At 62.7% G+C, this 21,713-nt stretch carries 22 protein-coding genes and 1 tRNA gene; 8 read left to right on the forward strand and 15 right to left on the reverse strand.

Features of this window, described 5'->3' with window-relative positions:
* Positions 1-14: 14 nt before the first annotated feature.
* The 9 genes from argF to F7R90_RS17165 form a co-directional block, all read right to left on the reverse strand.
* On the reverse strand, positions 15-1,004 hold the full coding sequence (gene argF, locus F7R90_RS17125) for an ornithine carbamoyltransferase (protein ID WP_158058604.1): 990 nt from the start codon (positions 1,002-1,004) through the stop codon (positions 15-17).
* A complete protein-coding gene (locus F7R90_RS17130; RefSeq protein ID WP_158058605.1) occupies positions 1,001-2,188 on the reverse strand; it encodes a [LysW]-lysine hydrolase in 1,188 nt (395 codons plus the stop codon). Before F7R90_RS17130 ends, argF begins: the two co-directional genes overlap by 4 nt.
* Positions 2,185-3,321 (reverse strand): aspartate aminotransferase family protein, encoded by a 1,137-nt coding sequence (locus F7R90_RS17135; RefSeq protein WP_158058606.1) that lies wholly within the window; start codon positions 3,319-3,321, stop codon positions 2,185-2,187. The genes F7R90_RS17130 and F7R90_RS17135 overlap by 4 nt, the downstream gene beginning before the upstream one ends.
* Positions 3,318-4,295 carry an acetylglutamate/acetylaminoadipate kinase gene (locus F7R90_RS17140; RefSeq protein WP_158058607.1) on the reverse strand — a complete coding sequence of 326 codons (978 nt, stop codon included), beginning with the start codon at positions 4,293-4,295 and terminating at the stop codon, positions 3,318-3,320. The genes F7R90_RS17135 and F7R90_RS17140 overlap by 4 nt, the downstream gene beginning before the upstream one ends.
* Positions 4,292-5,377, reverse strand: a complete 1,086-nt coding sequence (gene argC / locus F7R90_RS17145; protein ID WP_158058608.1) for an N-acetyl-gamma-glutamyl-phosphate reductase — start codon at positions 5,375-5,377, stop codon at positions 4,292-4,294. The genes F7R90_RS17140 and argC overlap by 4 nt, the downstream gene beginning before the upstream one ends.
* On the reverse strand, positions 5,377-6,249 hold the full coding sequence (gene lysX, locus F7R90_RS17150) for a lysine biosynthesis protein LysX (RefSeq protein ID WP_158058609.1): 873 nt from the start codon (positions 6,247-6,249) through the stop codon (positions 5,377-5,379). Before lysX ends, argC begins: the two co-directional genes overlap by 1 nt.
* 57 nt (positions 6,250-6,306) lie before the next feature.
* On the reverse strand, positions 6,307-6,471 hold the full coding sequence (gene lysW / locus F7R90_RS17155) for a lysine biosynthesis protein LysW (RefSeq protein ID WP_158058610.1): 165 nt from the start codon (positions 6,469-6,471) through the stop codon (positions 6,307-6,309).
* A gap of 172 nt (positions 6,472-6,643) precedes the next feature.
* Positions 6,644-8,104, reverse strand: a complete 1,461-nt coding sequence (gene argH, locus F7R90_RS17160) for an argininosuccinate lyase (RefSeq protein ID WP_158058611.1) — start codon at positions 8,102-8,104, stop codon at positions 6,644-6,646.
* Positions 8,105-8,107: 3 nt separating this feature from the next.
* The gene (locus F7R90_RS17165) at positions 8,108-9,394 is read right to left on the reverse strand and encodes an argininosuccinate synthase (protein WP_158058612.1); all 1,287 of its coding nucleotides are present in this window, start codon (positions 9,392-9,394) and stop codon (positions 8,108-8,110) included.
* Between the two features lie 397 nt (positions 9,395-9,791).
* Between F7R90_RS17165 and F7R90_RS17170 the strand changes: the two genes are divergently transcribed.
* On the forward strand, positions 9,792-10,298 hold the full coding sequence (locus F7R90_RS17170) for a 2'-5' RNA ligase family protein (protein WP_158058613.1): 507 nt from the start codon (positions 9,792-9,794) through the stop codon (positions 10,296-10,298).
* A 203-nt stretch (positions 10,299-10,501) separates the two neighbouring features.
* On the opposite strand, the gene F7R90_RS17175 is transcribed toward F7R90_RS17170, so the two are convergent.
* A complete protein-coding gene (locus F7R90_RS17175; protein ID WP_158058614.1) occupies positions 10,502-12,682 on the reverse strand; it encodes an ATP-dependent DNA helicase in 2,181 nt (726 codons plus the stop codon).
* 114 nt (positions 12,683-12,796) lie between these two features.
* Between F7R90_RS17175 and F7R90_RS17180 the strand changes: the two genes are divergently transcribed.
* Both F7R90_RS17180 and F7R90_RS17185 read left to right on the forward strand, forming a co-directional pair.
* Positions 12,797-13,441 (forward strand): class I SAM-dependent methyltransferase, encoded by a 645-nt coding sequence (locus F7R90_RS17180; RefSeq protein WP_192498350.1) that lies wholly within the window; start codon positions 12,797-12,799, stop codon positions 13,439-13,441.
* A gap of 103 nt (positions 13,442-13,544) precedes the next feature.
* Positions 13,545-13,874 carry a hypothetical protein gene (locus F7R90_RS17185; RefSeq protein ID WP_158058616.1) on the forward strand — a complete coding sequence of 110 codons (330 nt, stop codon included), beginning with the start codon at positions 13,545-13,547 and terminating at the stop codon, positions 13,872-13,874.
* Between the two features lie 3 nt (positions 13,875-13,877).
* Here the strand turns inward: F7R90_RS17185 and F7R90_RS17190 are convergent, their stop codons facing one another.
* Positions 13,878-14,819, reverse strand: coding sequence for a cation diffusion facilitator family transporter (locus tag F7R90_RS17190; RefSeq protein WP_158058617.1), 942 nt, complete (start codon positions 14,817-14,819; stop codon positions 13,878-13,880).
* A 90-nt stretch (positions 14,820-14,909) separates the two neighbouring features.
* Here F7R90_RS17190 and F7R90_RS17195 point away from each other — a divergent pair, with 90 nt between their 5' ends.
* The gene (locus tag F7R90_RS17195; RefSeq protein ID WP_158058618.1) at positions 14,910-15,428 is read left to right on the forward strand and encodes a metallophosphoesterase; all 519 of its coding nucleotides are present in this window, start codon (positions 14,910-14,912) and stop codon (positions 15,426-15,428) included.
* Positions 15,429-15,590: 162 nt separating this feature from the next.
* Here the strand turns inward: F7R90_RS17195 and F7R90_RS17200 are convergent, their stop codons facing one another.
* The gene (locus tag F7R90_RS17200; RefSeq protein WP_158058619.1) at positions 15,591-16,229 is read right to left on the reverse strand and encodes an ArsR/SmtB family transcription factor; all 639 of its coding nucleotides are present in this window, start codon (positions 16,227-16,229) and stop codon (positions 15,591-15,593) included.
* A gap of 95 nt (positions 16,230-16,324) precedes the next feature.
* Between F7R90_RS17200 and F7R90_RS22335 the strand changes: the two genes are divergently transcribed.
* Entirely contained in the window at positions 16,325-16,474 is a 150-nt protein-coding gene (locus F7R90_RS22335) for a DUF7859 family protein (protein WP_192498351.1), read from the forward strand.
* Between the two features lie 93 nt (positions 16,475-16,567).
* Here the strand turns inward: F7R90_RS22335 and F7R90_RS17205 are convergent, their stop codons facing one another.
* Positions 16,568-17,590, reverse strand: coding sequence for a threonine aldolase family protein (locus F7R90_RS17205; protein WP_158058620.1), 1,023 nt, complete (start codon positions 17,588-17,590; stop codon positions 16,568-16,570).
* Between the two features lie 84 nt (positions 17,591-17,674).
* On the opposite strand from F7R90_RS17205, the gene F7R90_RS17210 reads away from it, so the two are divergent.
* Positions 17,675-18,769, forward strand: a complete 1,095-nt coding sequence (locus F7R90_RS17210) for an aminopeptidase (RefSeq protein ID WP_158058621.1) — start codon at positions 17,675-17,677, stop codon at positions 18,767-18,769.
* 733 nt (positions 18,770-19,502) lie between these two features.
* On the opposite strand, the gene F7R90_RS17215 is transcribed toward F7R90_RS17210, so the two are convergent.
* Positions 19,503-19,577 (reverse strand) — tRNA-Arg (locus tag F7R90_RS17215).
* A 173-nt stretch (positions 19,578-19,750) separates the two neighbouring features.
* Here F7R90_RS17215 and F7R90_RS17220 point away from each other — a divergent pair.
* Together F7R90_RS17220 and F7R90_RS17225 are read left to right on the forward strand one after the other, a co-directional pair.
* Positions 19,751-20,329, forward strand: a complete 579-nt coding sequence (locus tag F7R90_RS17220) for an AAA family ATPase (protein WP_158058622.1) — start codon at positions 19,751-19,753, stop codon at positions 20,327-20,329.
* Complete coding sequence (locus F7R90_RS17225) at positions 20,326-20,736, forward strand: RNA-binding domain-containing protein (RefSeq protein WP_158058623.1); 411 nt, start codon at positions 20,326-20,328, stop codon at positions 20,734-20,736. Before F7R90_RS17220 ends, F7R90_RS17225 begins: the two co-directional genes overlap by 4 nt.
* On the opposite strand, the gene F7R90_RS17230 is transcribed toward F7R90_RS17225, so the two are convergent.
* Positions 20,737-21,663: an alpha/beta hydrolase gene (locus F7R90_RS17230; RefSeq protein WP_158058624.1), complete on the reverse strand. Its 927-nt coding sequence runs from the start codon at positions 21,661-21,663 to the stop codon at positions 20,737-20,739.
* Positions 21,664-21,713: the final 50 nt, after the last annotated feature.

Raw genomic sequence — 21,713 nt, forward strand, 5'->3', positions numbered from 1 at the left:
TCCGATTTTCTGGGTTACTTCGCATCCAGCAGATGTGCTAACAGTGCCTTCTGGGTGTGCATGCGGTTCTCCGCTTGACTCCAGACGACGGCGCTCTCGCTCTCCAGCACGCCGCCCGTAATCTCTTCGCCGCGATGGGCGGGCAGACAGTGCATGACGATTGGGTCGTCTGCGGATTCGAGCAACTCCGCGTTCACCTGATAGCCGTCGAAGTCGCCGAGTTTCGCCTCCCGCTCGTCTTCTTGGCCCATGCTGACCCACACGTCGGTGTACACCACGTCGGCGTCCGTGACTGCTTCCTCGGGGTCGTGAGTAACTTCCGGAGCATCACCTTCGCCGTCACTGTATTCGGCGGCACGCGCCAGAACCTCCTCGTCTGGCTCGTACCCTTCCGGCGTGGCCATCGTCAACTCGACGCCGGTCATCGCACACCCGACCGCGAACGACTGGGCGACGTTGTTGCCGTCGCCGACCCACGCGGCGGTCACGTCCTCGAACCCGCCGAACTGCTCGTAGATAGTGAACAGGTCCGCCAGCGTCTGGCAGGGGTGGGCGTCGTCGGAGAGTCCGTTGACGACCGGCACCGTCGCGTACTCGGCCATCGTCTCGATGGCTTCGTGGTCGAAGACGCGGGCCATCACGGCATCGACGTACCGCGAGAGGACGCGGGCGGTGTCCGAGACTGGTTCCCCGCGGTCCAAGTGCGTGTTCTGCGGGCCGAGGAAGACGGCGTGGCCGCCCAGTTGAGTCATCCCCGCTTCGAAGGAGACGCGCGTTCTGGTGCTGGGTTTCTCGAAGAGCATCCCCAAACTCTTGTTCGGCAGGACGGCGTGGCTCTCCCCCTCGTAGTGCGCCTGCTTCAACTCGGCGGCAGTCGAGAGGACTTCCGCAAGGCCGTCTTCTCCGATGTCGTCCACGTCGAGGAAGTGGTTCGGTTGGTGGTCGTTGGTCGGTGGAATCGTCGGTTCGGTCGAATCGTCGTTCTGGGTCGCGTACTTGCTCATGATTGCAGGTCGGTGGCGACGGATTCGAGGACGCTCGTCGCGCGCTCGAACTCGTCGAGGTCGAGGTGTTCGTTCGGTGCGTGGTCCAACTCGGAGTCGCCGGGACCGTAGGTCGCCATCGGGCAGTCCCACGTTCCGGCGTAGAGGTTCATGTCGCTGGTTCCGGTCTTGCGTAGTAGTCGAGGGTCGCCCCCGACTCGTCGAATCCCGACTCGGAACGCTCGCGCGACCTCGGTCCGCGGACTCTCCATCACCGGGGGAATCGGTTCGGCCCACTCGACCTCGCCACTCGACAATTCAGTCTCCACGAGTCCCTGAATCGATTCGGCCGTCTCGCTCGGCGGAATCCGGAACTGCACACCGACGGTCGCTTCGACCGAAAGACCGTCTTTGGCGGTGCCACCCGAGAACTCGACGGGTTTGGCCGTCACCTGCTCGAAGATGGACGTGTCATCGTACGTCCCAGTGGTGTCGAACTTCGATTCGAGCCGTTGCCACCACGCCATCGCCTCCTGAAGCGCGTTCGCCTCCGGGCGCGAGGTGTGCACCGAGTCCGTGCTGACGGTGTACTCTCCGGCCAGAAAACCACGGTAGCCGAGCGTGATTCCGTCCGTGCCGGAGGGTTCGCCGTTCACCACGGCGTCGGGTGCCTCGCGGTCCTCCACGAGGTAGCGCGCGCCGCGGGAGTCCGTTTCCTCGCCGACGACACCGACGAAACTGACGCCCGTCCTGACGGCCGCGACGGCCATCGCGGCGAGCGGTCCCGTGGCATCGACGCTCCCGCGGCCCCAGAGTACTCCGGCGGTTTCTTCTCGCGGGCCTTGCCCGCTCGAACGGCCCGAGGCGCGTCGCGCCTCGCTGTCACCGCCTTCGTCTCGTTGCTCCTGCGGAGCAACGCGAACCGGAATCTCGCCGGGCACCGTATCGACGTGCGAAGTCAACAGCACCGAGTCGTCACCGGGTGCGCGAACGTTGCCCACCTCGTCTATCCAGACCTCGCGGTCGTGAGTCTCGAAGAAGGCCGCAAGCCGCTCGGCGGCCTCCTGTTCCTCGCCGGTGGGCGACGGAATCGACACGAGGTCCACGAGCAACTCTTGGGCTTCCTCGTCGCCGACGTTCTGGCCGCCGACCGTCTCGCGCTCGGTTGCACTCGCGCTCAGGTCGCCCTCCGCGTCCGAGGTCATGCGGTCGCCTCCGTCAGCACGTCTTCGAGTGCTTCGACCACGTGGTCGGCGTGGGCTTCGGTCACGGTCAACGGCGGAAGCAGGCGCACAACGGTTCTGCCCGCGGGGAGCGCCAGCACGCCGTGGTTCATTGCCAGCCCCTTCAGCAGACGGTTCGCGCCGCGTTTCACTTCGACGCCGACCATCAGTCCCTCGCCGCGAACCGACCGAATCGGCAAGTCGCCACCCCCCAGTTTCGACTGGAGGTGACTGCCGATTTCTGCCGCGTTGCCGACTAACTCCTCGTCTACGATTGTCGAGAGCGTGGCTTCCGCGGCGGCGCTGACGACCGGCCCGCCGGAGAACGTCGAACCGTGCGGTCCGGCGTCCTCGGCTATCCAGTCGGCACAGAGCGTCGCACCGATTGGGAGTCCGCCACCGAGACCCTTCGCGCTCGTCAGGATGTCCGGAACGACGCCGTACTGTTCGCAGGCCCAGAACGTCCCCGTCCTGCCGAGGCCGGTCTGTATCTCGTCGAAGACGAGCGCCGAGCCGGTTTCCTCGGTCACCTCGCGCGCGGCTTGCAGGTAGCCCTCCGGCGCGGGGTTCACGCCGCCTTCGCCTTGAATCGGTTCGAGCAGAACGGCGGCAGTGTCGTCGTCAACTGCCTCGTTCAGGGCCTCTTCGTCACCGAAGGGAACGAATTCGAAATCGCCTGCCAAGGGTTCGAACGGCGTCTTGTACTTGGGTTTCCACGTCGCCGCGAGTGACCCCATCGTCCGGCCGTGGAAGCCGCGCTGTGCGGCGACGACTTTCGAGTTGCCGGTCGCGCTCCGGGCGAATTTGAGCGCGGCTTCGTTTGCTTCAGTACCTGAATTGCAGAGCCAGACGTTTTCGAGGTTACCGGGTGCAACCGTCGCTAACTTCTCGTAGAGCGCGTCGCGCGCGGAGTTGGGGTAGCTGGCCTGCACGAATGTCAGCTTCTCGACCTGCGATTTCACCGCCGAGACGACTTCGGGATGGCAGTGGCCGACTGCCGCCACGCCGTAACTCGCGCCGAAGTCGAGATACTCGTTGTCGGCGTCGTCGTACAGGTACACGTCCTCACCGCGCTCGATTTGGATGGGTTTCTCGCTGTAGACGAAACTGCTCATTGCTCCATCACTCCTGCGCCGACCGCGCCGGGTTCGAACGTCGTCCCGTGACCGGTCTGGGCGGCCGTAATCGGGTCGCGGTTGTTCGCGTCCGCGACAGTGACGCTGTTCGCGCCGCCTTCCAGTGCCTCGATGGCCGCCATGACCTTCTTCGTCATGAAGCCTTCTGCGGCGTCTTCGACCGCGTCCAAATCGCTCGGCGTCTGGACAGTCTCGATGAGCGAGTCTGTGTCCTCGGGGTCTTCCAAAATCCCTGGTACGTCGGTCAGCACCACGAGGTCGCCGCCGAGCGCGCCAGCGATTGCGGCGGCCGCGCGGTCGGCGTCGGCGTTGACCGCGGTCCAACTCCCATCCTTCTCCTGCCCGGCCATCGGAACCGTCACGGTCGGCACGTACCCGCCCGCGAGCAGGGTGTTCAGCAGGTCGGTGTTGACCGACTCGATTTTGCCGGAGTGGTCGCCGCGCTTGATTTTCTTGCGGCCGTCTTCGACCACCTTGACCGCCGACTTGCGTGGGCCGGTCAGGAGTTTGCCATCGACGCCCGATAGTCCAACCGCGTTGACTCCCTGATTCTGGAGGCCCGAAACGAGGTCGGTGTTCACCTTGCCGGGAAGCACCATCTCGAAGACCTCCATCGTCGTCTCGTCGGTGAACCGGCCGACGACGCCGCTTTCCGATTCGACGTACTCGGGTTCTTCGCCCAGCTTTTCGAGGGTGTCGTCCACGGCTGTCGAACCGCCGTGGACGACTACCACGTCCTCGCCGTTGGCCGTGAGGTGCGCGATGTCGGCGAGTGCGCCCGCGGGGTCAACCGCTCGGGCACCACCGATTTTCACGACGACGGGTGGGTTCTCGTCGATTCCACTGCCATCCGCTCGAAGCCCATCATCTCCAAGGTCGTTGTCGATGAGTTGCTCGTGCGCCGTTTCGAGTTCCTCTTTCGTGTACTCGTCCGCGTTTTGGTCTCCAGTCATGGGCTACCCACGGGATGCAGTCCCTGAAACTCCAGTCCGGCCGTCTCTTCGAAGCCGAGCGCGACGTTGGCGGCGTGAACCGCCTGCCCGGCCGAGCCTTTCACCATGTTGTCGATGGCCGAGAAGACGACCAGTCGGCCGTTGCTCGGGTCAACTTCGAAACCGACCTCCGCGTAGTTCGTGCCCGCGACGGCCTTCGGTTCGGGGTAGCGATAGACGCCGCTTCCCCCGGCGGCCATGCGGACGAACGGTTCGTTCTCGTAGGCTCCGCGGAAGGCTCCCCAGAGGTCGCCCGTCGAGACAGGCTCGTCAGGAAATACGTGACAGGTCGCGCTCGCGCCGCGAACCATGTCCACGGCGTGGGCGGTGAACGACACGCTGGTGCCCAGTTCCTGCTCGATTTCGGCCTCGTGGCGGTGGCCCGTCGCCGCGTAGGGGCGCACGACGCCCGAGCGCTCGGCGTGCGAAGACGCCTTGCTCGCGCCCGCGCCGCCCTCCGAAGAGCCGACTTTCACGTCTACGACTATGTCGCTCTGGCCTTCCAGAATCCCCGCGTCGAACAGTGGGTAGAGTCCCAGAAGGGTCGCCGTGGCGTTACAGCCACCTGCGGCGATGAGATTCGCGCCTGCCAGTTCCTCGCGGTGGAGTTCTGGCAGGGCGTAGACGGCTTTGTCCAGATACTCGGTCGCAGTGTGACCGTCGTACCACTCGTCGTACTGTGCCTCTGTTTCGAGGCGGAAGTCAGCCGAGAGGTCCACGACCGTTTCGGCGGCCTCCTCGAACTCCTCGATGTACTCCATCGAGACGCCGTGGGGAGTCGCAGCGAACAGCACGTCCACCGACTCGTAGTCGCCGGGTTCGGTGAAGCGCAGGTCGGTCCCGCGCAGGTTCGGGTGGACAGAGCCGACCGACTTTCCGGCGTACTCTCTGCTCGTCGCCTCCGCGAGGTCGAAGTTCGGGTGGCCCGCGAGGATGCGCAGGAGTTCGCCGCCCGTGAAGCCGCTCGCGCCGACGACGGTCGCGGTGACGGACTCGGCGTCCGTTCCGGCCTCGTCAGCGCTCGCCACGTCTGCTTCCGCCATCAGGCGAACACCTCCTGCTCCTGTTTCGCGCCAGCTTTCACTTCCAGCCAATCGACTACCGTCGCGGGCACGTCCGTCTCGACGGCATCGTTCAGCGACTTGAACTCGACTGTGTGGTTGACTTCGTGGACAGTATAACCATCGTCAGTCTCCATGAGGTCCACTCCGAGCAAGCCACCGCCAACCGCGTCGCTGGCTTTCTCGACTAGCTCTTTTGCCTCGTCGTCCAACTCGAATTCGTCGGTCTCCGCGCCCTTCGCGGCGTTCGTCAGCCAGTGGTCCGACGAGCGGACCATCGCGGCGACGGGTTCGCCGTCGGTCGCCAGCACGCGGATGTCGCGGCCGGGCTTGTCCACGTACTCCTGCACGTAGAACACTTTGTGCTCGTAGTGGCCGAGCGTGGCCTTGTGTTCGAGAATCGCCTCGGCCGCGCTCTCGCACTCGATTTTCGCCATCAGGCGACCCCACGACCCCACGACGGGCTTCAGCACGCAGGGGTAGCCAAAGGACTCGATGGCCTCCATCGCGGCGTCCTTGGTGAACGCGACTTTCGTCTCGGGCGTGGGAACGCCCGCGCCTTCCAGCGCCAGACTGTTCTGGACCTTGTCCGCGCAGGTCTGGGCGGTGTCGGGCGAGTTGACCACGGGCACGCCGTAGGCCTCGCAGAACTGCGTGGCGTAGACGCTGCGACTCGTGGCCAGACAGCGGTCTACCACGACGTCCAGTTCCCCGAGGACTTCGGGCGTCTCAGACAGCCCGAAGTTGAGTTTGCGAACGTCTATCTTCACCACGTCGTGGCCGCGCTCGCGTAGCTCGTTCAGGAGCAACTTCTCGTCCTTGCGAATCCGGGAGTAGAGTATTCCAACCTTCACGCAGACCACCTCGTGGTGAGCGCAGACTCGAAAGAGGGAGCTATTTCGACGTGCAATTTACTCCCCCCAGTCCTCTTCGAGCTCCGGGGCTCGGTCGAGGACTGGCGGGTTCTGGTCTACGAGTTCGAGTTCCGCGCCGCAGGTCGTGCAATCGACTATCTCTCCTACCTCTGCATTGTCGTGGAGGGTCACGTCTGCTCCACACTGTACGCATTCGGCCATTGTACTTCTCCGTACCACTCTGCCCCACTTAAAGGCTTCGAACTTGTCAAACAGATTACAACGTCTAAAAGCGTCGCTATCGGCGTTTTTCGGGCGAATACTGCGTCAAACGAAGTCCATTGCTGGAGTTCGCTGATTTATAAATGTGGTCCCGGAAGGGACCGGCCGTGGTTTAATCATATTTGTTCATCACCTCCGTGAGTGCTGCCGACGCGCTCGTCAGGGACTCGCGCTCGTCGGCCAGTTGGTCGCCGTCGGCCGTGACGCCGACTTCGGCAGCAGCGACCTGTTCGGCCACCGCGCCGGGCGCGGGGCCGCCGGTCGAATCGCGCATCGCCACGCTCTCGGCGGGGTCCAGCGCGGCCTCGACGGCGGCGGGTTCGACGTAGTTCGACAGCGAGTTGCCGAGTACGTCTTCGGCTGCAGAATCGAGCGCGGCGTAGTCTGCCCCATTCTCCGAGGCGATTGCGACCATCTCGTGCGCCTTTCTGAACGGCACGCCCTGCATCGCCAGCAGGTCGGCGACTCCCGTCGCCGTCGAGAAGCCCTCGCCTGCGGCCTCGGCAAGTGCGTCCTCGTCCCACGAGGCCGTCGCAACCGCGCCTGCAGCGACTTCCACCGCGTCGGTCACGGCGTCTGCGGCGTCCCACGCGTGGGGCGTCGCGTTCTGCAAGTCGCGGTTGTACGCGCGGGGAAGTCCCTTCAGCGTCGTCAGCAGGCCGTTGAGTCCTGCCGACGCGTCGCCCGCGATGGAGCGGACGAGTTCCAGCGTGTCGGGGTTCTTCTTCTGGGGCATGATCGAGGAGGTCGAGGAGTAGTCGTCGCTCAGTTCCACGAGGCCCTTGTTCGAGAAGACGACCAAGTCTTCGGCGAGGCCAGAGACGGTCGTGGCGAGGTTCGCCAGCGCGGCGACGACCTCCACGAGGAAGTCGCGCGCCGAGGCGGCGTCCATCGAGTTCGCCACGAAACCGTCGAAGCCAAGCAACTCGGCGGTGCGTTCGCGGTCCACGTCGAAGGGCGTCCCGGCGAACGCCGCCGCACCGAGCGGCGAGCGATTCACGCGCTCGTACGCGTCGAACAGACGCTCGGTGTCGCGGGCGACTGCCTGCTCGTAGGAGAGCAGGTAGTGACCCACGGTCGTGGGTTGGGCAGGCTGAAGGTGCGTGTAGCCGGGCATCACCGTCTCGGCGTGCTCGGTCGCCATGTCGGCCAGCGTCTCGCGGAGCGCCAGTGTCGTCTCGACTGCACTCAGCACGTCCTCGCGCAAGCGGTAGCGAATGCAGGTCGCCACCTCGTCGTTGCGCGAGCGCGCGGTGTGCATCTTCCCGCCAACGTCGCCAATCTTCGAGACGACCGCCGTCTCGATGGCGGCGTGAACGTCCTCGCCGTCGGGCAGGGAGTCGAAGCCTGCTTGCTCCACCGCTTCGAGGGCACCGAGGATGGTGCTTGCTTCGTCGTCACCGACGATGCCCTGCTCGGCGAGCATCACGACGTGCGCGCGGTCAACTGCGAGGTCCGCTTCGAAGATGCGGTCGTCGTCGTCCATCGAGGAGAGGAACCCGCGGGCGGGGCCGCCGCTGAAGCGGTCGCGGCGGACCACGTCGCTGGTCTCGGGCGCGGATTCCTGCTTCATGGATTACTGCTCACCTTGCTCGTCGTCGCTGTCCTGCTTGCCGTTTCCATCCGCGAGCAGTTCGGCCTTCTTCGCCTCGCCCTTCGCCGCGACTTCGTTTGCGAGGCGCGACTGGAAGCCGTGGTACTTCGCCACGCCCGTCGCGTCGGCCTGCTCGATGCCGTCCACCGTCTCGGTGTTGAAGGAGGCGGCCGACTCGGAGTACACCGCGTACTCGCTCTCGCGGGCGACCGGACGGGCCTGCCCGCCCTCGAACTTGACCGTGACGGTGCCAGTGACCTTCTCCTGCGTGGCGTCTACGAACCCATCCAGCGCGCCCACGAGTGGTGCGGAGATGAGACCCTGATACGCCTTCTCGGCCCATTTTTGGTCGATTTGTTTCTTGAACGAGCGTTCTTCCTCGGTCAGCACGAGGCCTTCCAGTGCCTCGTGGGCGTTCAGCAGGGTCGTCGCCGCGGGGTGTTCGTAGTTCTCGCGCACCTTCAGACCGAGCATGCGGTCTTCCATCATGTCGGTGCGCCCGACGCCGTGACTTCCGGCGAGTTCGTTGAGTTCTTCGACCAGTTCGACGGCGTCTTTCTCTTCCCCATCGAGTGCCTTCGGGACGCCGTCCTCGAAGGTGATTTCGAGTAGTTCGGTCTCTTGTTGGCCAGGGGCGTCGGTCAGTTCGTAGATGTCTTCGGGGGGAACGTAGCCGGGGTCTTCCAGGTTCGCGCCTTCGACCGAGCGACTCCAGATGTTCGTGTCGATGCTCCAGTCGCCCTCGTTGCCGCCCTCGACGGGGAGGTCCTTCTCGTCGGCGTACTCCATCTCCCACTCGCGGGTGAGACCGAGTTCGCGGACGGGCGCGATGACTTCGAGGTCGGACTCGCGCCAGACGGCCTCGAAGCGCAGTTGGTCGTTGCCTTTGCCGGTGCAACCGTGCGCGATGGCCGCGCAGTCGTTCTCTTCCGCGACTTCCAGAATCGCCTCGGCGATGACCGGGCGGGCGAGCGCGGTGCCGAGCGGGTAGCCCTGATACGTCGCGTTTGCCTTCACCGAGTCGAGGCAGAGTTGCGCGAACTCGGCTTTGGCGTCTACGACGTAGTGTTCGAGACCGAGCGCATCGGCGGTTTCCTCTGCCTCTTCGAACTCGGCCTCGGGTTGGCCTACGTCAACGGTGACGCCGATTACTTCGTCGTGACCGTACTCCTCTTCGAGGAGCGGGACGCAGACTGTCGTGTCGAGGCCGCCGGAGAAGGCGAGCGCTACTTTCGAATTTGCTTCCGTGCTTGGTGTCGTACTCGTCATGGTTGTCTTGATTTGTCGGGTGGTGTCAGCTGTCGTGTCTGACCGGAACGTCGTATCTGGCAGGGTTGGGTAGTTCGCAGACGATACGCGTGGCGTCGGCGGCGAAAGTCGTCAGAACGATGGAATTGGTATTAGTGGGGCTAGAAAGGCCCCGGTCGTCGTCGCGGCGAGAAGGAGCCAGACCCGTCGCTCTCCATAGCGGAGGCGACCATCGTGGTCAGACGGGTCTGCGTCATTACTACCTCCTTGTGACGCGAGGGGTTTAAAGTCTATCGGGGCGGCAACGTTTGCATTCGAAAGAAAAACAAGTCATCCGGCGATAACTTCGAATCGACTGGCCGACCGAACACTGTCGCCGCGTCGCTACTTTCATAGCCGCGTCGTCCCAACCGCAAGCGTGTACAGCCTCAACGTGTCCGTTCCGGGGGATATCAGCCGTCTCGCCGAGACGCTTCGCCCGGACCTGTTCGGCTTCGACGCCATTCGGGAGCGCCACACGCTGGTCGGCAAACGCCTCGGCGATTCGCCACCGGGCGGCGTTTCTCGCCTCCGGGAACAGTTGCGGACCGCGCTCGCGGGCACGCCAGCCTTCGAAGTGCGGGTTAGTGGGTTCGATTACTTCGAGCGGCCTGCTCGTGGTGACGGACCAGTCGTGTATCTGACCGTGGAGAGTCCGGGGCTTCTGGAACTGCACGAGCAGCTCTCTGCGGAATTTTCGGTTGCTAAGGGTATCGAGGGCGAAGACTACGTACCGCACATCACGTTGGCGCGTGGTGGGTCAATCGAGAAGGCTCGGGAGTTGGCTGATCGGGAGATAGAGCCGATTACTTGGTCTGTGTCGAAACTGGTGCTGTGGGACGCGAACTACGACGAGTCGGTTTCGGAATTCTCTCTGCCTCGGTGACGTGGGTGTTGTTTGTTGGGTTATTTCTGGTGGTGATTATTCTCGCTCTGTTGTTTCGAGAAGCTAGCTCTGCCTGTTCACGATTCTCCTTCTCGGCTGTGCTGTTCACGAACCGCTATTTCGTCTATGTTGTTCACGACTCCTCCCCTAGTCCCCGATTCACAATCGCCGTGAATCGAATCAATCTCACACCAAACCCCAATTCAAGGAGTCGGAGGCTCCCCGTCCCACGCGTCCTTGTCGCCGTAGAAGTTCAGCATCGCGAACTTCAGCTTTTCAGGCCCGATGTCGAGCATCTCGCTGCGCTCCTCCGGCGGGAAGGTATCCCGGACGCTGTACTTGCCCATCTCCTTGCGTCCTTCCTCAGTATACCGCTTATCGACCAACGCACGCACTCCGAAGTCCTCCGGCGAGCGAATCACGCGGCCGAGCGCCTGTCTCGTCTTGCGAATCGTCGGAATCTCGACGGCGTACTCCCAGCCAGAGTCCCTGCCGGAGCGGTCGGCGAAGGTGCGGTCGTAGGCGTCTTGCACCGCGTCCATCCGGTCGTCAAGATGCGGGTACGGTACGCCGACAACGACCACTGTGCGGGCGTCGTCGGCGTCGAAGCTGACGCCCTCCGCGAGCGTGCCCCAGAGCGAGGTGAAGAGTGCGGCGTCGTCGTCCGCGACGAATTCCTGTCGAAGTTCCTCGGCGCGTTGGCCAGGTTCGTCGAAGTAGAGTTTCGCGTCCGTCTCTCGGCCGAGGCGGTCGTAGTATCGCTCTGCCTCCGAATAGCTCGGGAAGAACAGCAGAGTGTTTCCAGCCGTGAACTCCACCGCGTCCGACAACACTCCCGCAATCGCCTCCTGGGTCTCGGGATTGTCCCGCTCGCTGGAGAAGAGCGCGGGCGTCTGCACGGCGAAGGTGCGCCGATTCTCTTCGGGGAACTGGAGGCCATAGGCCATCGAAACGGGGTCTTCGAGACCCAACACGTCCGAAAGCACGTCGAACGGTCGGAGCGTCGCGCTCATCAACACCGTCGAGTAGACCTCTTCGAAGAGATCCTTCGTGACCTCGCGGGGAATGCAGGTGTACAGTTCAGCGCGGCCGTACACTTCCTCGGTGGCTTCGTCGCGGCGCACCGAGACCACTGGGTACTGGCCCAACTCGGCCCCCTCGGCCATGAACGACTGGACGAACGTCGCGGCCTGCAAGGTCTGGCACTCCTGTCGCGTCGTCGCGTCGCCCTCCTTGTAGGCGTCCTCGTACTCCTCGTCCATCTCACGGCCGAGATGCACCGCCAGTTCGAGTTCCGTGTCGATGCCCTTGCCGGTGTACTGCTGGAGGAAGTTGAGCGTCAAGTCGTCGCGCTTGTTCTCGTTGGCGATGGCAACGTCCTGCCAGTTGTCGCCGACCTTCTCTCTGTCACCGAACCCGAAGTTGTCCTCGTAGGTTTCCGAGAGTGCGCGACGAAACGCGGAGATGACGTTGTACGCCGGTTCGCTTCTTGCATCGTCCGAATCCTGTAGCTCGTCCAGCGCCGAATCGAGGGTGTTCTCCGTCAGGGTACGAGTCGCGTGTTCGCGGGCAGTGTCCTCGATGTTGTGCGCCTCGTCGAAGATGGCGATGACGTCCTCCGGGTCCCGGTCCAGCCATCGGAAGAACTGCTCGCGTATCATCGGGTCGAGCAGGTGGTGGTAGTTGCAGACGACCAAATCGACGCCCTCCATCCCGTCTTTCAGCAGTTCGTATCCGCAGAGCGTCTGCTGTTCGGCGTACTCGTAGATGTCGTCGGGCGTCCGAACGTCGTCGTAGAGCCACGAGTAGAACTCCTCGTTGTCCCCGACGAGGTTGTTGTAGTAGTACTCGCAGGTGTTCTGGTCTTTCAGGCTCTCGACGGTCTCTTGGACTTGTTTCAGTTCGTCCATCACCGCGCTTCGGGCTTCCGCGGCGCGCTCGTCGCCCTCTTGGCTGGCTTCGAGCAACTCCTCTTGCCGTTCCTCTAACTCCTTCAGGTCTCGCTCCTCGTCTACGACTTCGTAGGTGTTGTCGCGCAGAACCTGACACTCCTCGAAGCCCACGTCGATGTGACACATCGACCCCTTCCCGCGGAAGACGACCGCCCGAATCGGCTCTTCTTTGGTTATCTGGCGGGCTTCGGCGACGAACTGGCGCATCTGCTGGTGGACGTTGGTCGTGATGACGACCGTCTTGTCCTCCTCGCGGGCGTACTCCAGCGCGGGCACGAGCGACGAGAGCGTCTTGCCCGTCCCGCAGGCCCCCTCGAAGAGTACGTCCTGTCCGCGGGCGAAGGCGTTGTAGATTCGGTCCATCGCCTCCCGCTGGTTGTCGTACGGCTCTTCGTAAGGGAAAAAACGCGTGTAGCCGTTCGTCTCTGCCACACCGTGGAATTTGCCCGGCTTCGGGTTTAAATGCTCGCTCTGCACTGGAAGTTATCAGAACTGTCTCATTCGCAGGCCGACGAGACTTTAGGTGTCGCGCGTCTCTCCGTTGCTGTGGATTCTAACGACGTTCTCGACGAATGGGAAGACAGGTCGGGGGAGTATTCGCCGACCTACTACGCCTACTACGGGCCGGACGAGATGAGCGAGGCGATTCGGGAGCGAATCGCCGAAGTCGTCGGTTCAGACCCCGCTATCCTCGAACTCGGCTGTAGCTCCGGCCGCCACCTCTCGCACCTCTACGACCACGGCTACGAGAACCTGCACGGCATCGAGGTCAACCCCGACGCCTTCGACGTGATGGCGGAGAACTACCCCGAACTCGCCGACGCCGGGACGTTCTACGCCGACGCCATCGAGAACGTCGTCCCGGACTTCGAGGACGACAAGTTCGACGTCGTCTTTTCGGTCGAAACGCTCCAGCATATTCATCCTGACAACGACTGGGTCTTCTCGGACGTTACTCGCATCGCGTCCGAACTGCTCGTCACCGTCGAGAACGAGGGGCCCGAAGAGAACGGCGAAGCGGACCAGCAAACGGACGGGGCGCAGTCCGACGACGTAGCCGTGAACCACGTCCGGGGTGACTTCCCGCTGTACTACCGCGATTGGAAGGAGGTCTTCACCGAGCGCGGATTCACCGAAATCGACTCCGAGTCGGGCAAGCGTGACCGACTCCGTGCGTTCCGACCTGCGTAGATTTTCGACCCGAACCCTTCCTCGCCACGCGGCACACAGTGACCCGCTACGACTCTCGACCCTACGAAGATTTTTGCGTCTCGATGCTCCTGTATCTACTACGATGGGACTCTTCGAAAATCTCGGCCGGAAAGTCGAGAAGTTCAAACAACAGTCCGAGGAAGTGGCCGCCGAGTCGGCGACATACGAGTGTCGAAACTGTGGCGAACGATTCTACACCGCACGCGAGGAGTGCGACGAGTGCGGTGGCGACGTAGTTTCGCGAAAGAGCGAGAGGGAAGCGACTGGAGGCGAAGAGAGTGGAGACGGACCGGGTGAGAATGAGGCAAGTGGAGACGGAGAGAGTGGGAACGAAGCAAGTGGAGACGGAGAGAGTGGGAACGAAGCAAGCGAAGATGGAACGAGCGAGGACGACAAGAACGCCGACGAGTAACTCTCAGCGCTCCGGTTCGATGTAGACCTTCGCTACGTCTTCGTTGGCCTCCATCAGGGCGTTCTCGATGGCCGTGATGCGGTCGTCCATCTCACCCGTCGGGACGCCCTTCTCGAAGGCCACGTCGGCGGTGACGATGACATCTTCCGGCCCGAAGATGACCGTCCGGAAATCGACGATACCGGTCACGCCCTCCCACTGTTCGACGATTCGACGGAGTTCCTGTTCGTCCGACTCCGGGAGACTCTCGCCGAGGAGTAGGCGTTTGTTCTCCCACGCGAGCGCGACCGCGAAGCCCATGAGCATGATACCGATGAGGAGCGCGCCGACTGCGTCGTAGAAGGGATTCCCAGTGGCTCGGGAGAGATAGACACCGAAGAGGGCGATACCGGCCCCGGCCATCGCGATTGTGTCTTCGGTGAACGCGGTGAGCGTCGTCACGTTGCTGGTCTTTCGGAACGCCTCGGTGAGGCCGCTCCACTCGTGTTCTTCGATGTCCTTCTGCATCCCGGCGTAGGCTTTCTTGAGCGCGTACCCCTCGAAGAGGATTGCACCGATTAGGACGCTGTAGTTGACCCACACTGCAGGGAACGTGTAGCCGAACAACTGGATCGGGTCGATGTGCTCGACGTGAGGGTGCATAATCGCGTTGTACCCGTGCTTCGCACTCTCCCAGCCAGCGATGCCGAACAGCAGGACGCTGACCAGAAAGCTGTAGAAGAACTCCGCTTTTCCGTACCCGAAGGGGTGGCCGCGACTCGCGTCCTTCTTGCTGTAGCGAATGCCGATGAGAAGGAACACTTGGTTCCCGGTGTCCGAAATCGAGTGATACGTCTCCGAGAGCATCGCCGCACTCCCAGTCAGCGTGAAGCCGATGAACTTCAAGATGGCTATCGCGCCGTTGGCTATCAGGGCGGCGATGACGACCGACTTACTTTCCGCCATTGTTGTGGCTTTCTCGGCCGTCCGATATGAAAGTAGTACAAGCGGAACGCTCCGACAGTATGAGGAAGCCCCCGTTCGTACGACGACGCAATGATAACTATTCTCTCGGACACGCACAGCGCGGCGGGCCATCGATTAGAGGGTCGTGCCGCGGAAGCCGTCCGCGAAGCGGACCTCGTCGTCCACGCGGGAGACTTCTACACCGAATCCGCGCTGGACGCGTTCGAAGACGCGAGCAACCACCTCTACGGCGTCTACGGCAACAACGCCACCGATGGCGTTCGAGACCGTCTCCCTCCGGAGCGGACGTTCGAAGCTCACGGACTCCGGTTCGTCCTGACCCACGGGCAGAACCGTGGGGCGACCGGTCTCTCGCTACTGGGCCGTCAGCAGGACGCCGACGTAGTCGTCTTCGGACACTCGCATCGCCACCACGCCAGCGACGCAGGGGACGTGCTACTGCTCAATCCCGGCAGTCACGCCCAACCGCGCGGCGGCTTGCCGACGCATGTCGAACTCCGCGTTGCGGACGATGGTGCGGACTACCGCGTCACTGGGGAGATTCGACACCGCGACGGCTCGACAGTCGAAGAATTCCGAATCGAGTAGGAGAGCGAGCGCTCGAAGCGCAACCAAAAGCGTTCGAGAAAAACCACGGCGTGTTCGAATCGTACCGAAAGGCGTTCGGGGGAGGGCCGAAGCGGGGCGGTACACCTCTACCTACACGCCGGTATATCAAGTAGTTCCCGTAAGCTCAAAAACTCATTTTAGTTACTCACTTCGGTTCGCGTACCACCACGCGAACCCGAGCGAGAGGACCAGTGCGCCGCCTAAGAAGAAGAGGACGCCCGGTGGAAGCACTGAGCTTGCGGCGTCGGCCGCGGTCTGGGTAGACTCCGTAGACATCGTGCCCATGCCACCGTCGCTCGAACTACTCGAACCACCGGTCATACCGAACAGCGCGCCGACGCCGTCACCGAAGGCTTCCTGCACCGCGAGACTCAGCAGGCCGAGCGCGCCGAACGCACCGAGCAAGCGCGAGAGCGCCGCCTTCAGTCCGGTCGTCTTCTCCTCGTTGCCCGCGAAGACGACCAGCGGCTGGTCGGCGGGCGCGTACACCTTCATCTCGCGGCCCTTCTCCGAGTAGATGGTGTCGATGACCTGTATCACGTCGGCGTCTTCGAGGTTGCCGAGGTGGTACTGGGCGTTCTGGAGCGACGTGTCGATTTCCTCTGCGAGTGCCGACGGCGTGGCCGGGTCCTCGTGGAGTGCCGCGAGTAGTTCGCGGGCCGTCTCCGAAGAGAGTGCCCCGAGCAGGTTGTCGGCGTCGTCGCTATCGACGCCGATGACCCGCGGCTCCGCAGTTTGGGGAGCCGACGCGTCCGAAGTTGAGGGCAAAAGGTCAGCCATGGGTCGGGTTAGACACCCCTGAAATATCAACTTTGTTGCCTGCGACGGTCGGTCGCGTCGAAACGAATTTGTTCGGGGGACCGAAACAACCTCTCATGTTAGACTTCGTCTTGGACTTCATGTCCAGCAACCCACTCGTCGTGGGCTTTATGGTCCTTCTGCTCGGTTTCGTGCTGTTCATGTACCTGTTCGTCCGCCGGACCCTCACCGGCTTCCAAGAGGGGATGGACAAGGGCCGACGATAACCGCCGCCGCGTTCGACGGGCACGGTCCGGTTGCGCATGTCTCCTCGTAGCGTCTGCGCCCTAAAACAGTTTGAGTAAACTCAAAGAACGACTTTACTCTTCGAGCGCGCTACGAACCTGTTCTGCGGCGCTCTCCACGTCCGATTTGTCTACGTCCCAGTGGGTACAGAACCGCGCGACGTACGTGTCGAACTGCGTGCCTCGTACGCCCGCGTCCTCACAGACACCGAGGAACTCGTCGGCTTCCATGCCGGTCGCTTCGGTATCGACGAGGACGATGTTCGTTTCGGGTTCCTGTATCGTCAGTCCATCCACGTCGGACAGTTGCTCGGCCAGCACGCGGGCGTTCTCGTGGTCGTCCGCGAGTCGCTCGACGTTGTCGAGCGCGAGCATGCCCGGTCCCGCAATCATGCCGACTTGGCGCATTCCGCCACCGAACAGCTTCCGGTTGCGCCGAGCGCGCGAGATGAACGCTTCGTCCCCGGCCAGCACGGACCCAACGGGCGCGCCGAGTCCCTTCGAGAGACAGAACATCACCGAATCGACGCGCTCGGTCATCCGACTCGCTGGTACGTCGTGGGCGACGGCGGCGTTGAACACGCGTGCGCCGTCGAGGTGGACCGGCAGGCCGAGTTCGTGGGCGGCGTCCGCTGCCGCGTCGATTTTCTCCGGTGCGATGGCGACCCCGCCCTTGCTGTTGTGCGTGTTTTCGAGCGTGACGAGTCCGGTTCCGGGCCGGTGGGCGTCCTCCTCGACGTAACCGTCACGAATTTGTTCGGGGGTCGGAATCCCGCGCTTGCCGCCGTCGATGGTTCGGACTTGCAGACTCGACAGTTGTGCGAGACCACCTAACTCCCACTTGTAGACGTGGCTTTCGTGTTCGATGAGGACTTCCTGACCGCGGTCGGTGTGGGTTCGGACCGCGACCTGATTACCCATCGTTCCCGTCGGGACGAACAGGGCGTCCTCCATTCCGACGAGGTCTGCGGCTTTGGCCTCCAGTTCGTTGACAGTCGGGTCCTCACCGTACACGTCGTCGCCCACGTCGGCGTTGCTCGCGGCTTCGCGCATCGCGTCGTCGGGCTTCGTCACCGTGTCGCTCCGCAGGTCTATCATGCCTTGGCCTTTCGCGCGCCGAGTGAAATAACTGCCTCACGAGCAACCGAAAGCGGTTTCCCCTTCTCGGCAATCCTTGCGAGCATGGACCCACGTATCGAAGACCACGCCGAGATTCTCGTCGATCACTCTGCTTCTGTCGAAGCGGGTGACAACGTCGTCGTTAGCGCTCCCCCTGCCGCCGAAGACCTCACGCTCGCACTGTGTGAGACCATCGGCGAACGCGGTGCTTTCCCCTTCCACGTCTCCGGTCGTCGGGACAACACCCGCGCGACGTTCCTGAACGCAATCGCCGCGGAGGACCTCGACAACGCGGACCACGAACTCGCGCTCGCTGAGGCCGCGGACGTGTGGATTCACGTTCGCGCTCACGACAACGTCGCCAACATGAGCGCGGTCTCCTCGGAGACGATGGCGGCCTACCAGAAGGCCTACATGCCGATTCAGGAGGAGATTCTCGACACGACGTGGGTACTCACGCAGTTCCCTGCGGACGCGAACGCCCAGAACGCCGAGATGAGCACGCGGGAGTACGAGGACTTCGTCTACGGTGCCATCGGCAAGGACTGGGAGGAACAGGAACGGTTCCAAGAGCAGATGGTCGAAATCCTCGACGCTGGCTCCAAGGTCCACATCGTCAGCGGCGACTCGACGGACGTGACGATGAGCGTCGAGGGTATGACTACCATCAACGACAAGGGTAAGAACAACCTCCCCGGTGGCGAGGTGTTCACCGCACCGGTCGCCGACTCCGTGGAGGGTGAAGTCCTGTTCGACAAGCCGCTCATCCACCAAGGCCACGAGGTCGAGGACGCTTACGTCCGCTTCGAGAACGGCAAGGTCGTCGAACACAGCGCGAGCAAGAACGAGGACGTGCTGACGGAAGTCCTGAACACCGACGAGGGTGCGCGCTACCTCGGCGAACTCGGTATCGGCATGAACCGCGACATCGACCGGTTCACCTACAACATGCTGTTCGACGAGAAGATGGGCGACACCGTCCACATGGCAATCGGTCGCGCCTACGACGCCTGCCTGCCGGAGGGCGAGTCGGGCAACGAGTCGGCCGTCCACGTGGACATGATCGTAGACATGGCCGAGGACTCGTACATCGAGGTGGACGGCGAAGTCGTCCAGCGCAACGGCACGTTCAAGTTCGAGGACGGGTTCGAAGGCTGAGCGACCGGTTTTGCGGTTTGCGGTGCGGTCGCGGTTCGTGGTGCGGTTTTAGTCCAAGTACTTGTACCGCGAGCGAAGCGAGCGGACCAAGGAACCACCGAAGGTGGTGACGCCGTGTTTTTCATCAACGTTTTGCCAGCGAGGTCGTGTGGAAGCCAACGGCTTCCACCGACCGAGCGCAGCAAAAGGTTGTGGGCCGAAAGATTTGTCTATCAACCTTACACAGTAATTTAAGTGTTTGGGCCGTTCACGAAGAGTCGTGACGAAAGTAGCGTGTCCTGATTGTGGTCGAAGCATCGCCATGCACGAATTAGAAACGAGAACAGTCGCTCAGCGCAGCGAGTTCCAGACGAACTATCGCTGTCCGTTCTGCCGGAACGACATTCAAGACATCGGCACCCTTCTCTGAACTGGTTTGTACTACGTCTCAGTTCCGAAGTCGTTGGAGAACTGACCGCAGTGACCGCGCTACTAACTTAGTTCTCATTCTTTCAGGAGCAGCGCGACCGGACGGCCACTCGCCGAGCGATTCGTGTTCTTCTTTCGCCCAGTCGAGCGTCGCGGTGCAGAATCGGTGGGGAGGGCTGGACATGTTCCGAGCGTGCCCACGTTCGGGTTGTAAGCTTTCTCCTTGCGAGACGACCGTCAGAGAAGATAATTAGAAATGCGCAGGGCGAGCTGTGAATCCCCAACTGCGGTGCGGTTTCTGTTGCAGTGCTCGCGGCAAAATCAGCGGGCACGATGGGATTCGAACCCACGACCGTCGGATTAGAAGTCCGACGCTCTATCCAGACTGAGCTACGTGCCCTCACTCAATCGTTCGTACTGCTTTGGCAAAAGGTCTTAGGATTGCTACGTGGCAAGTAGAGAAAAGAACTGTACGAATCGTGCATAGCTCGGCATATGGTACGTGTGCAAAACTGAACAGTGCAAACATCGGGAACACAGTGCTTATGCACATCTCCACATTACCAGCATCCAATGAAAGTTATCGGCATCGTCGGTCTGCCTGGCAGCGGCAAGAGCGAGGCCGCGGCCGTCGCCGAGGAACTCGGGATTCCGGTCGTGACGATGGGCGACGTGATTCGCCAAGAGTGTCGTGACCGTGGACTCGACCCCGCCGAGCACCACGGGGAAATCGCGTCAGCACTCCGTGAGGAGAACGGACTCGACGCTATCGCCCAGCGGTCGCTCCCCATCATCGAAGACGAACTCGAAGCGAGCGACACAGTTCTCGTGGACGGCATCCGTGCAGGCGTCGAAGCACAGCGATTCGAGGAGGCCTTCGGCGACGCGTTCACGCTCGTCAGCATCGAAGCACCGTTCGAACTCCGTGCCGAGCGAATCGAGGCACGTGGGCGAGACAACACAGACGCCGAGGCGCTGCGCGAACGCGACGAGCGCGAAATCGGGTTCGGTATGGACGAAGCTATCGCCAACGCCGACGTGAGAATCGACAACACCGCTAGTCTCGAAGCGTTTCGGACGAAGGTTCGGGCACTGCTCGAAGACGGGCCCGAAGCACTCGAACGCACGCAGACGGCGGAGGGAGAGCTATGATTTACAGCATCGACCTCCAGATTACCGCGCCCGTTCGCGACACCGAACTCAGCGACCGAGTCGAAGACGCCATCACCAACATCTTTCCCGGCGCTGACGTGGAAGAACGCCACGGCGAACTGCTCGCGGAGGTCCACGCGGTAGACCACTTCTCGCAACTGCTCCACGAACAGACAATTCTGGACACCGCTCGCGGTGAGTTCTTCGGCAACCGAGACGGGGACACGTTCACTTTCGACTTGAAGAAACAGGCGGCGTTCCAAGGCGTCGTCAACTTCGCAGTCGGCAACCCCGACGAACTAGGCGACATTCACGTTCGCGTCCGCGTCGAAGACCCGACCGTCGAAGAGTTCGTAGACTTCATCGCGCCGCCGACTCAGGACGGGAAACCAATTACGGACGAGTAGCTACAGATTTCGCAGTGTTTCTCCGACTGCCTCCAACGCCTCGTCTGCCACGCCGACCGACTCGCTCATACTGAGAAAGCCGTGTGGCATGTCGGGATGGTGGTCGTGGGAGACCTCCACGTCCGCCTCGCGCAGGCGCTCTACGTAGGCGACGCCCTCGTCGCGCAGTGGGTCGAATCCGCAGGTAAGGACCGTCGCAGGCGGGACGCCCGAAAGGTCCGGTGCTCGAAGGGGTGACGCGTAGGGGTTCGCGCCGTCCACCTCGCTCCGGAGGTAGTGGTCCCAGAACCAGCGCATGTCGCGCTCGGTGAGGAGCGGTCCCTCGCCGTTTTCCGCGTACGAGTCGGTGTCGAAGGCGTAGTCGGTAATCGGATAGAAGAGGAACTGGTGGGCGACGTTCGCTTCGTCTGTCTCTCTGGTCCGCAACGCCGTCACGGTTGCCAGATTTCCGCCTGCGCTGGTACCACCGACCGCGACCTTCTCCGGGTCGCCGCCGAACGTTTCTGCGTTCTCGACGACCCACTCGACGGCCGCGTAGGCGTCGTCCACGGCGGCCGGAAAGGTGTTCTCTGGTGCGAGTCGGTAATCCACCGAGACGACGACGCACTCTCCGCGACGGGCCAGTCGGCGGCAGACGCCCCCGATGGAGTCCAGCGTGCCCAGCACCCAGCCGCCGCCGTGGTAGTAGACCAGCACTGGCGCTTGCTCGTCAGGGTCGTCGTGGTAGACTCGAACTGGAATCTCTGTATTCGAACCGGGAATCGAGAGGTCCCGGACGAACGCGACCTCGGGCGGATTCCCACCTGAGAACACCTCGTCTTCGACCCGACGGGCCGACTCGACCGACATGGCAGACCACTCCGGGACGCCCGCCGCCTCGATTTCCTCGACCACGGCGGCCGCCTCCGGATGGAGTTCCGTGCGCATGTCGCGAGATTGGGTTCCGATTGGCAAACCCCTTTGGCCACCGGCACGCT

Origin of the sequence: Halorussus halophilus (genome assembly GCF_008831545.1) — an archaeon.
GTDB lineage: Archaea > Halobacteriota > Halobacteria > Halobacteriales > Haladaptataceae > Halorussus > Halorussus halophilus.

Bases quoted from the DNA above. Each gene is read 5' to 3' on its own strand.
- F7R90_RS17140 (WP_158058607.1), bottom strand. From the start codon at position 4,295: ATGACTGGAGACCAAAACGCGGACGAGTACACGAAAGAGGAACTCGAA.
- F7R90_RS17205 (WP_158058620.1), bottom strand. From the start codon at position 17,590: ATGATAGACCTGCGGAGCGACACGGTGACGAAGCCCGACGACGCGATG.
- F7R90_RS17195 (WP_158058618.1), top strand. From the start codon at position 14,910: ATGATAACTATTCTCTCGGACACGCACAGCGCGGCGGGCCATCGATTA.
- F7R90_RS17190 (WP_158058617.1), bottom strand. From the start codon at position 14,819: ATGGCGGAAAGTAAGTCGGTCGTCATCGCCGCCCTGATAGCCAACGGC.
- argC (WP_158058608.1), bottom strand. From the start codon at position 5,377: ATGGCGGAAGCAGACGTGGCGAGCGCTGACGAGGCCGGAACGGACGCC.
- F7R90_RS17225 (WP_158058623.1), top strand. From the start codon at position 20,326: ATGATTTACAGCATCGACCTCCAGATTACCGCGCCCGTTCGCGACACC.
- F7R90_RS17165 (WP_158058612.1), bottom strand. From the start codon at position 9,394: ATGACGAGTACGACACCAAGCACGGAAGCAAATTCGAAAGTAGCGCTC.
- F7R90_RS17220 (WP_158058622.1), top strand. From the start codon at position 19,751: ATGAAAGTTATCGGCATCGTCGGTCTGCCTGGCAGCGGCAAGAGCGAG.
- F7R90_RS22335 (WP_192498351.1), top strand. From the start codon at position 16,325: ATGTTAGACTTCGTCTTGGACTTCATGTCCAGCAACCCACTCGTCGTG.
- F7R90_RS17200 (WP_158058619.1), bottom strand. From the start codon at position 16,229: ATGGCTGACCTTTTGCCCTCAACTTCGGACGCGTCGGCTCCCCAAACT.
- F7R90_RS17135 (WP_158058606.1), bottom strand. From the start codon at position 3,321: ATGAGCAGTTTCGTCTACAGCGAGAAACCCATCCAAATCGAGCGCGGT.
- argH (WP_158058611.1), bottom strand. From the start codon at position 8,104: ATGAAGCAGGAATCCGCGCCCGAGACCAGCGACGTGGTCCGCCGCGAC.
- F7R90_RS17185 (WP_158058616.1), top strand. From the start codon at position 13,545: ATGGGACTCTTCGAAAATCTCGGCCGGAAAGTCGAGAAGTTCAAACAA.
- argF (WP_158058604.1), bottom strand. From the start codon at position 1,004: ATGAGCAAGTACGCGACCCAGAACGACGATTCGACCGAACCGACGATT.
- F7R90_RS17130 (WP_158058605.1), bottom strand. From the start codon at position 2,188: ATGACCTCGGACGCGGAGGGCGACCTGAGCGCGAGTGCAACCGAGCGC.
- F7R90_RS17210 (WP_158058621.1), top strand. From the start codon at position 17,675: ATGGACCCACGTATCGAAGACCACGCCGAGATTCTCGTCGATCACTCT.
- F7R90_RS17230 (WP_158058624.1), bottom strand. From the start codon at position 21,663: ATGCGCACGGAACTCCATCCGGAGGCGGCCGCCGTGGTCGAGGAAATC.
- lysW (WP_158058610.1), bottom strand. From the start codon at position 6,471: ATGGCCGAATGCGTACAGTGTGGAGCAGACGTGACCCTCCACGACAAT.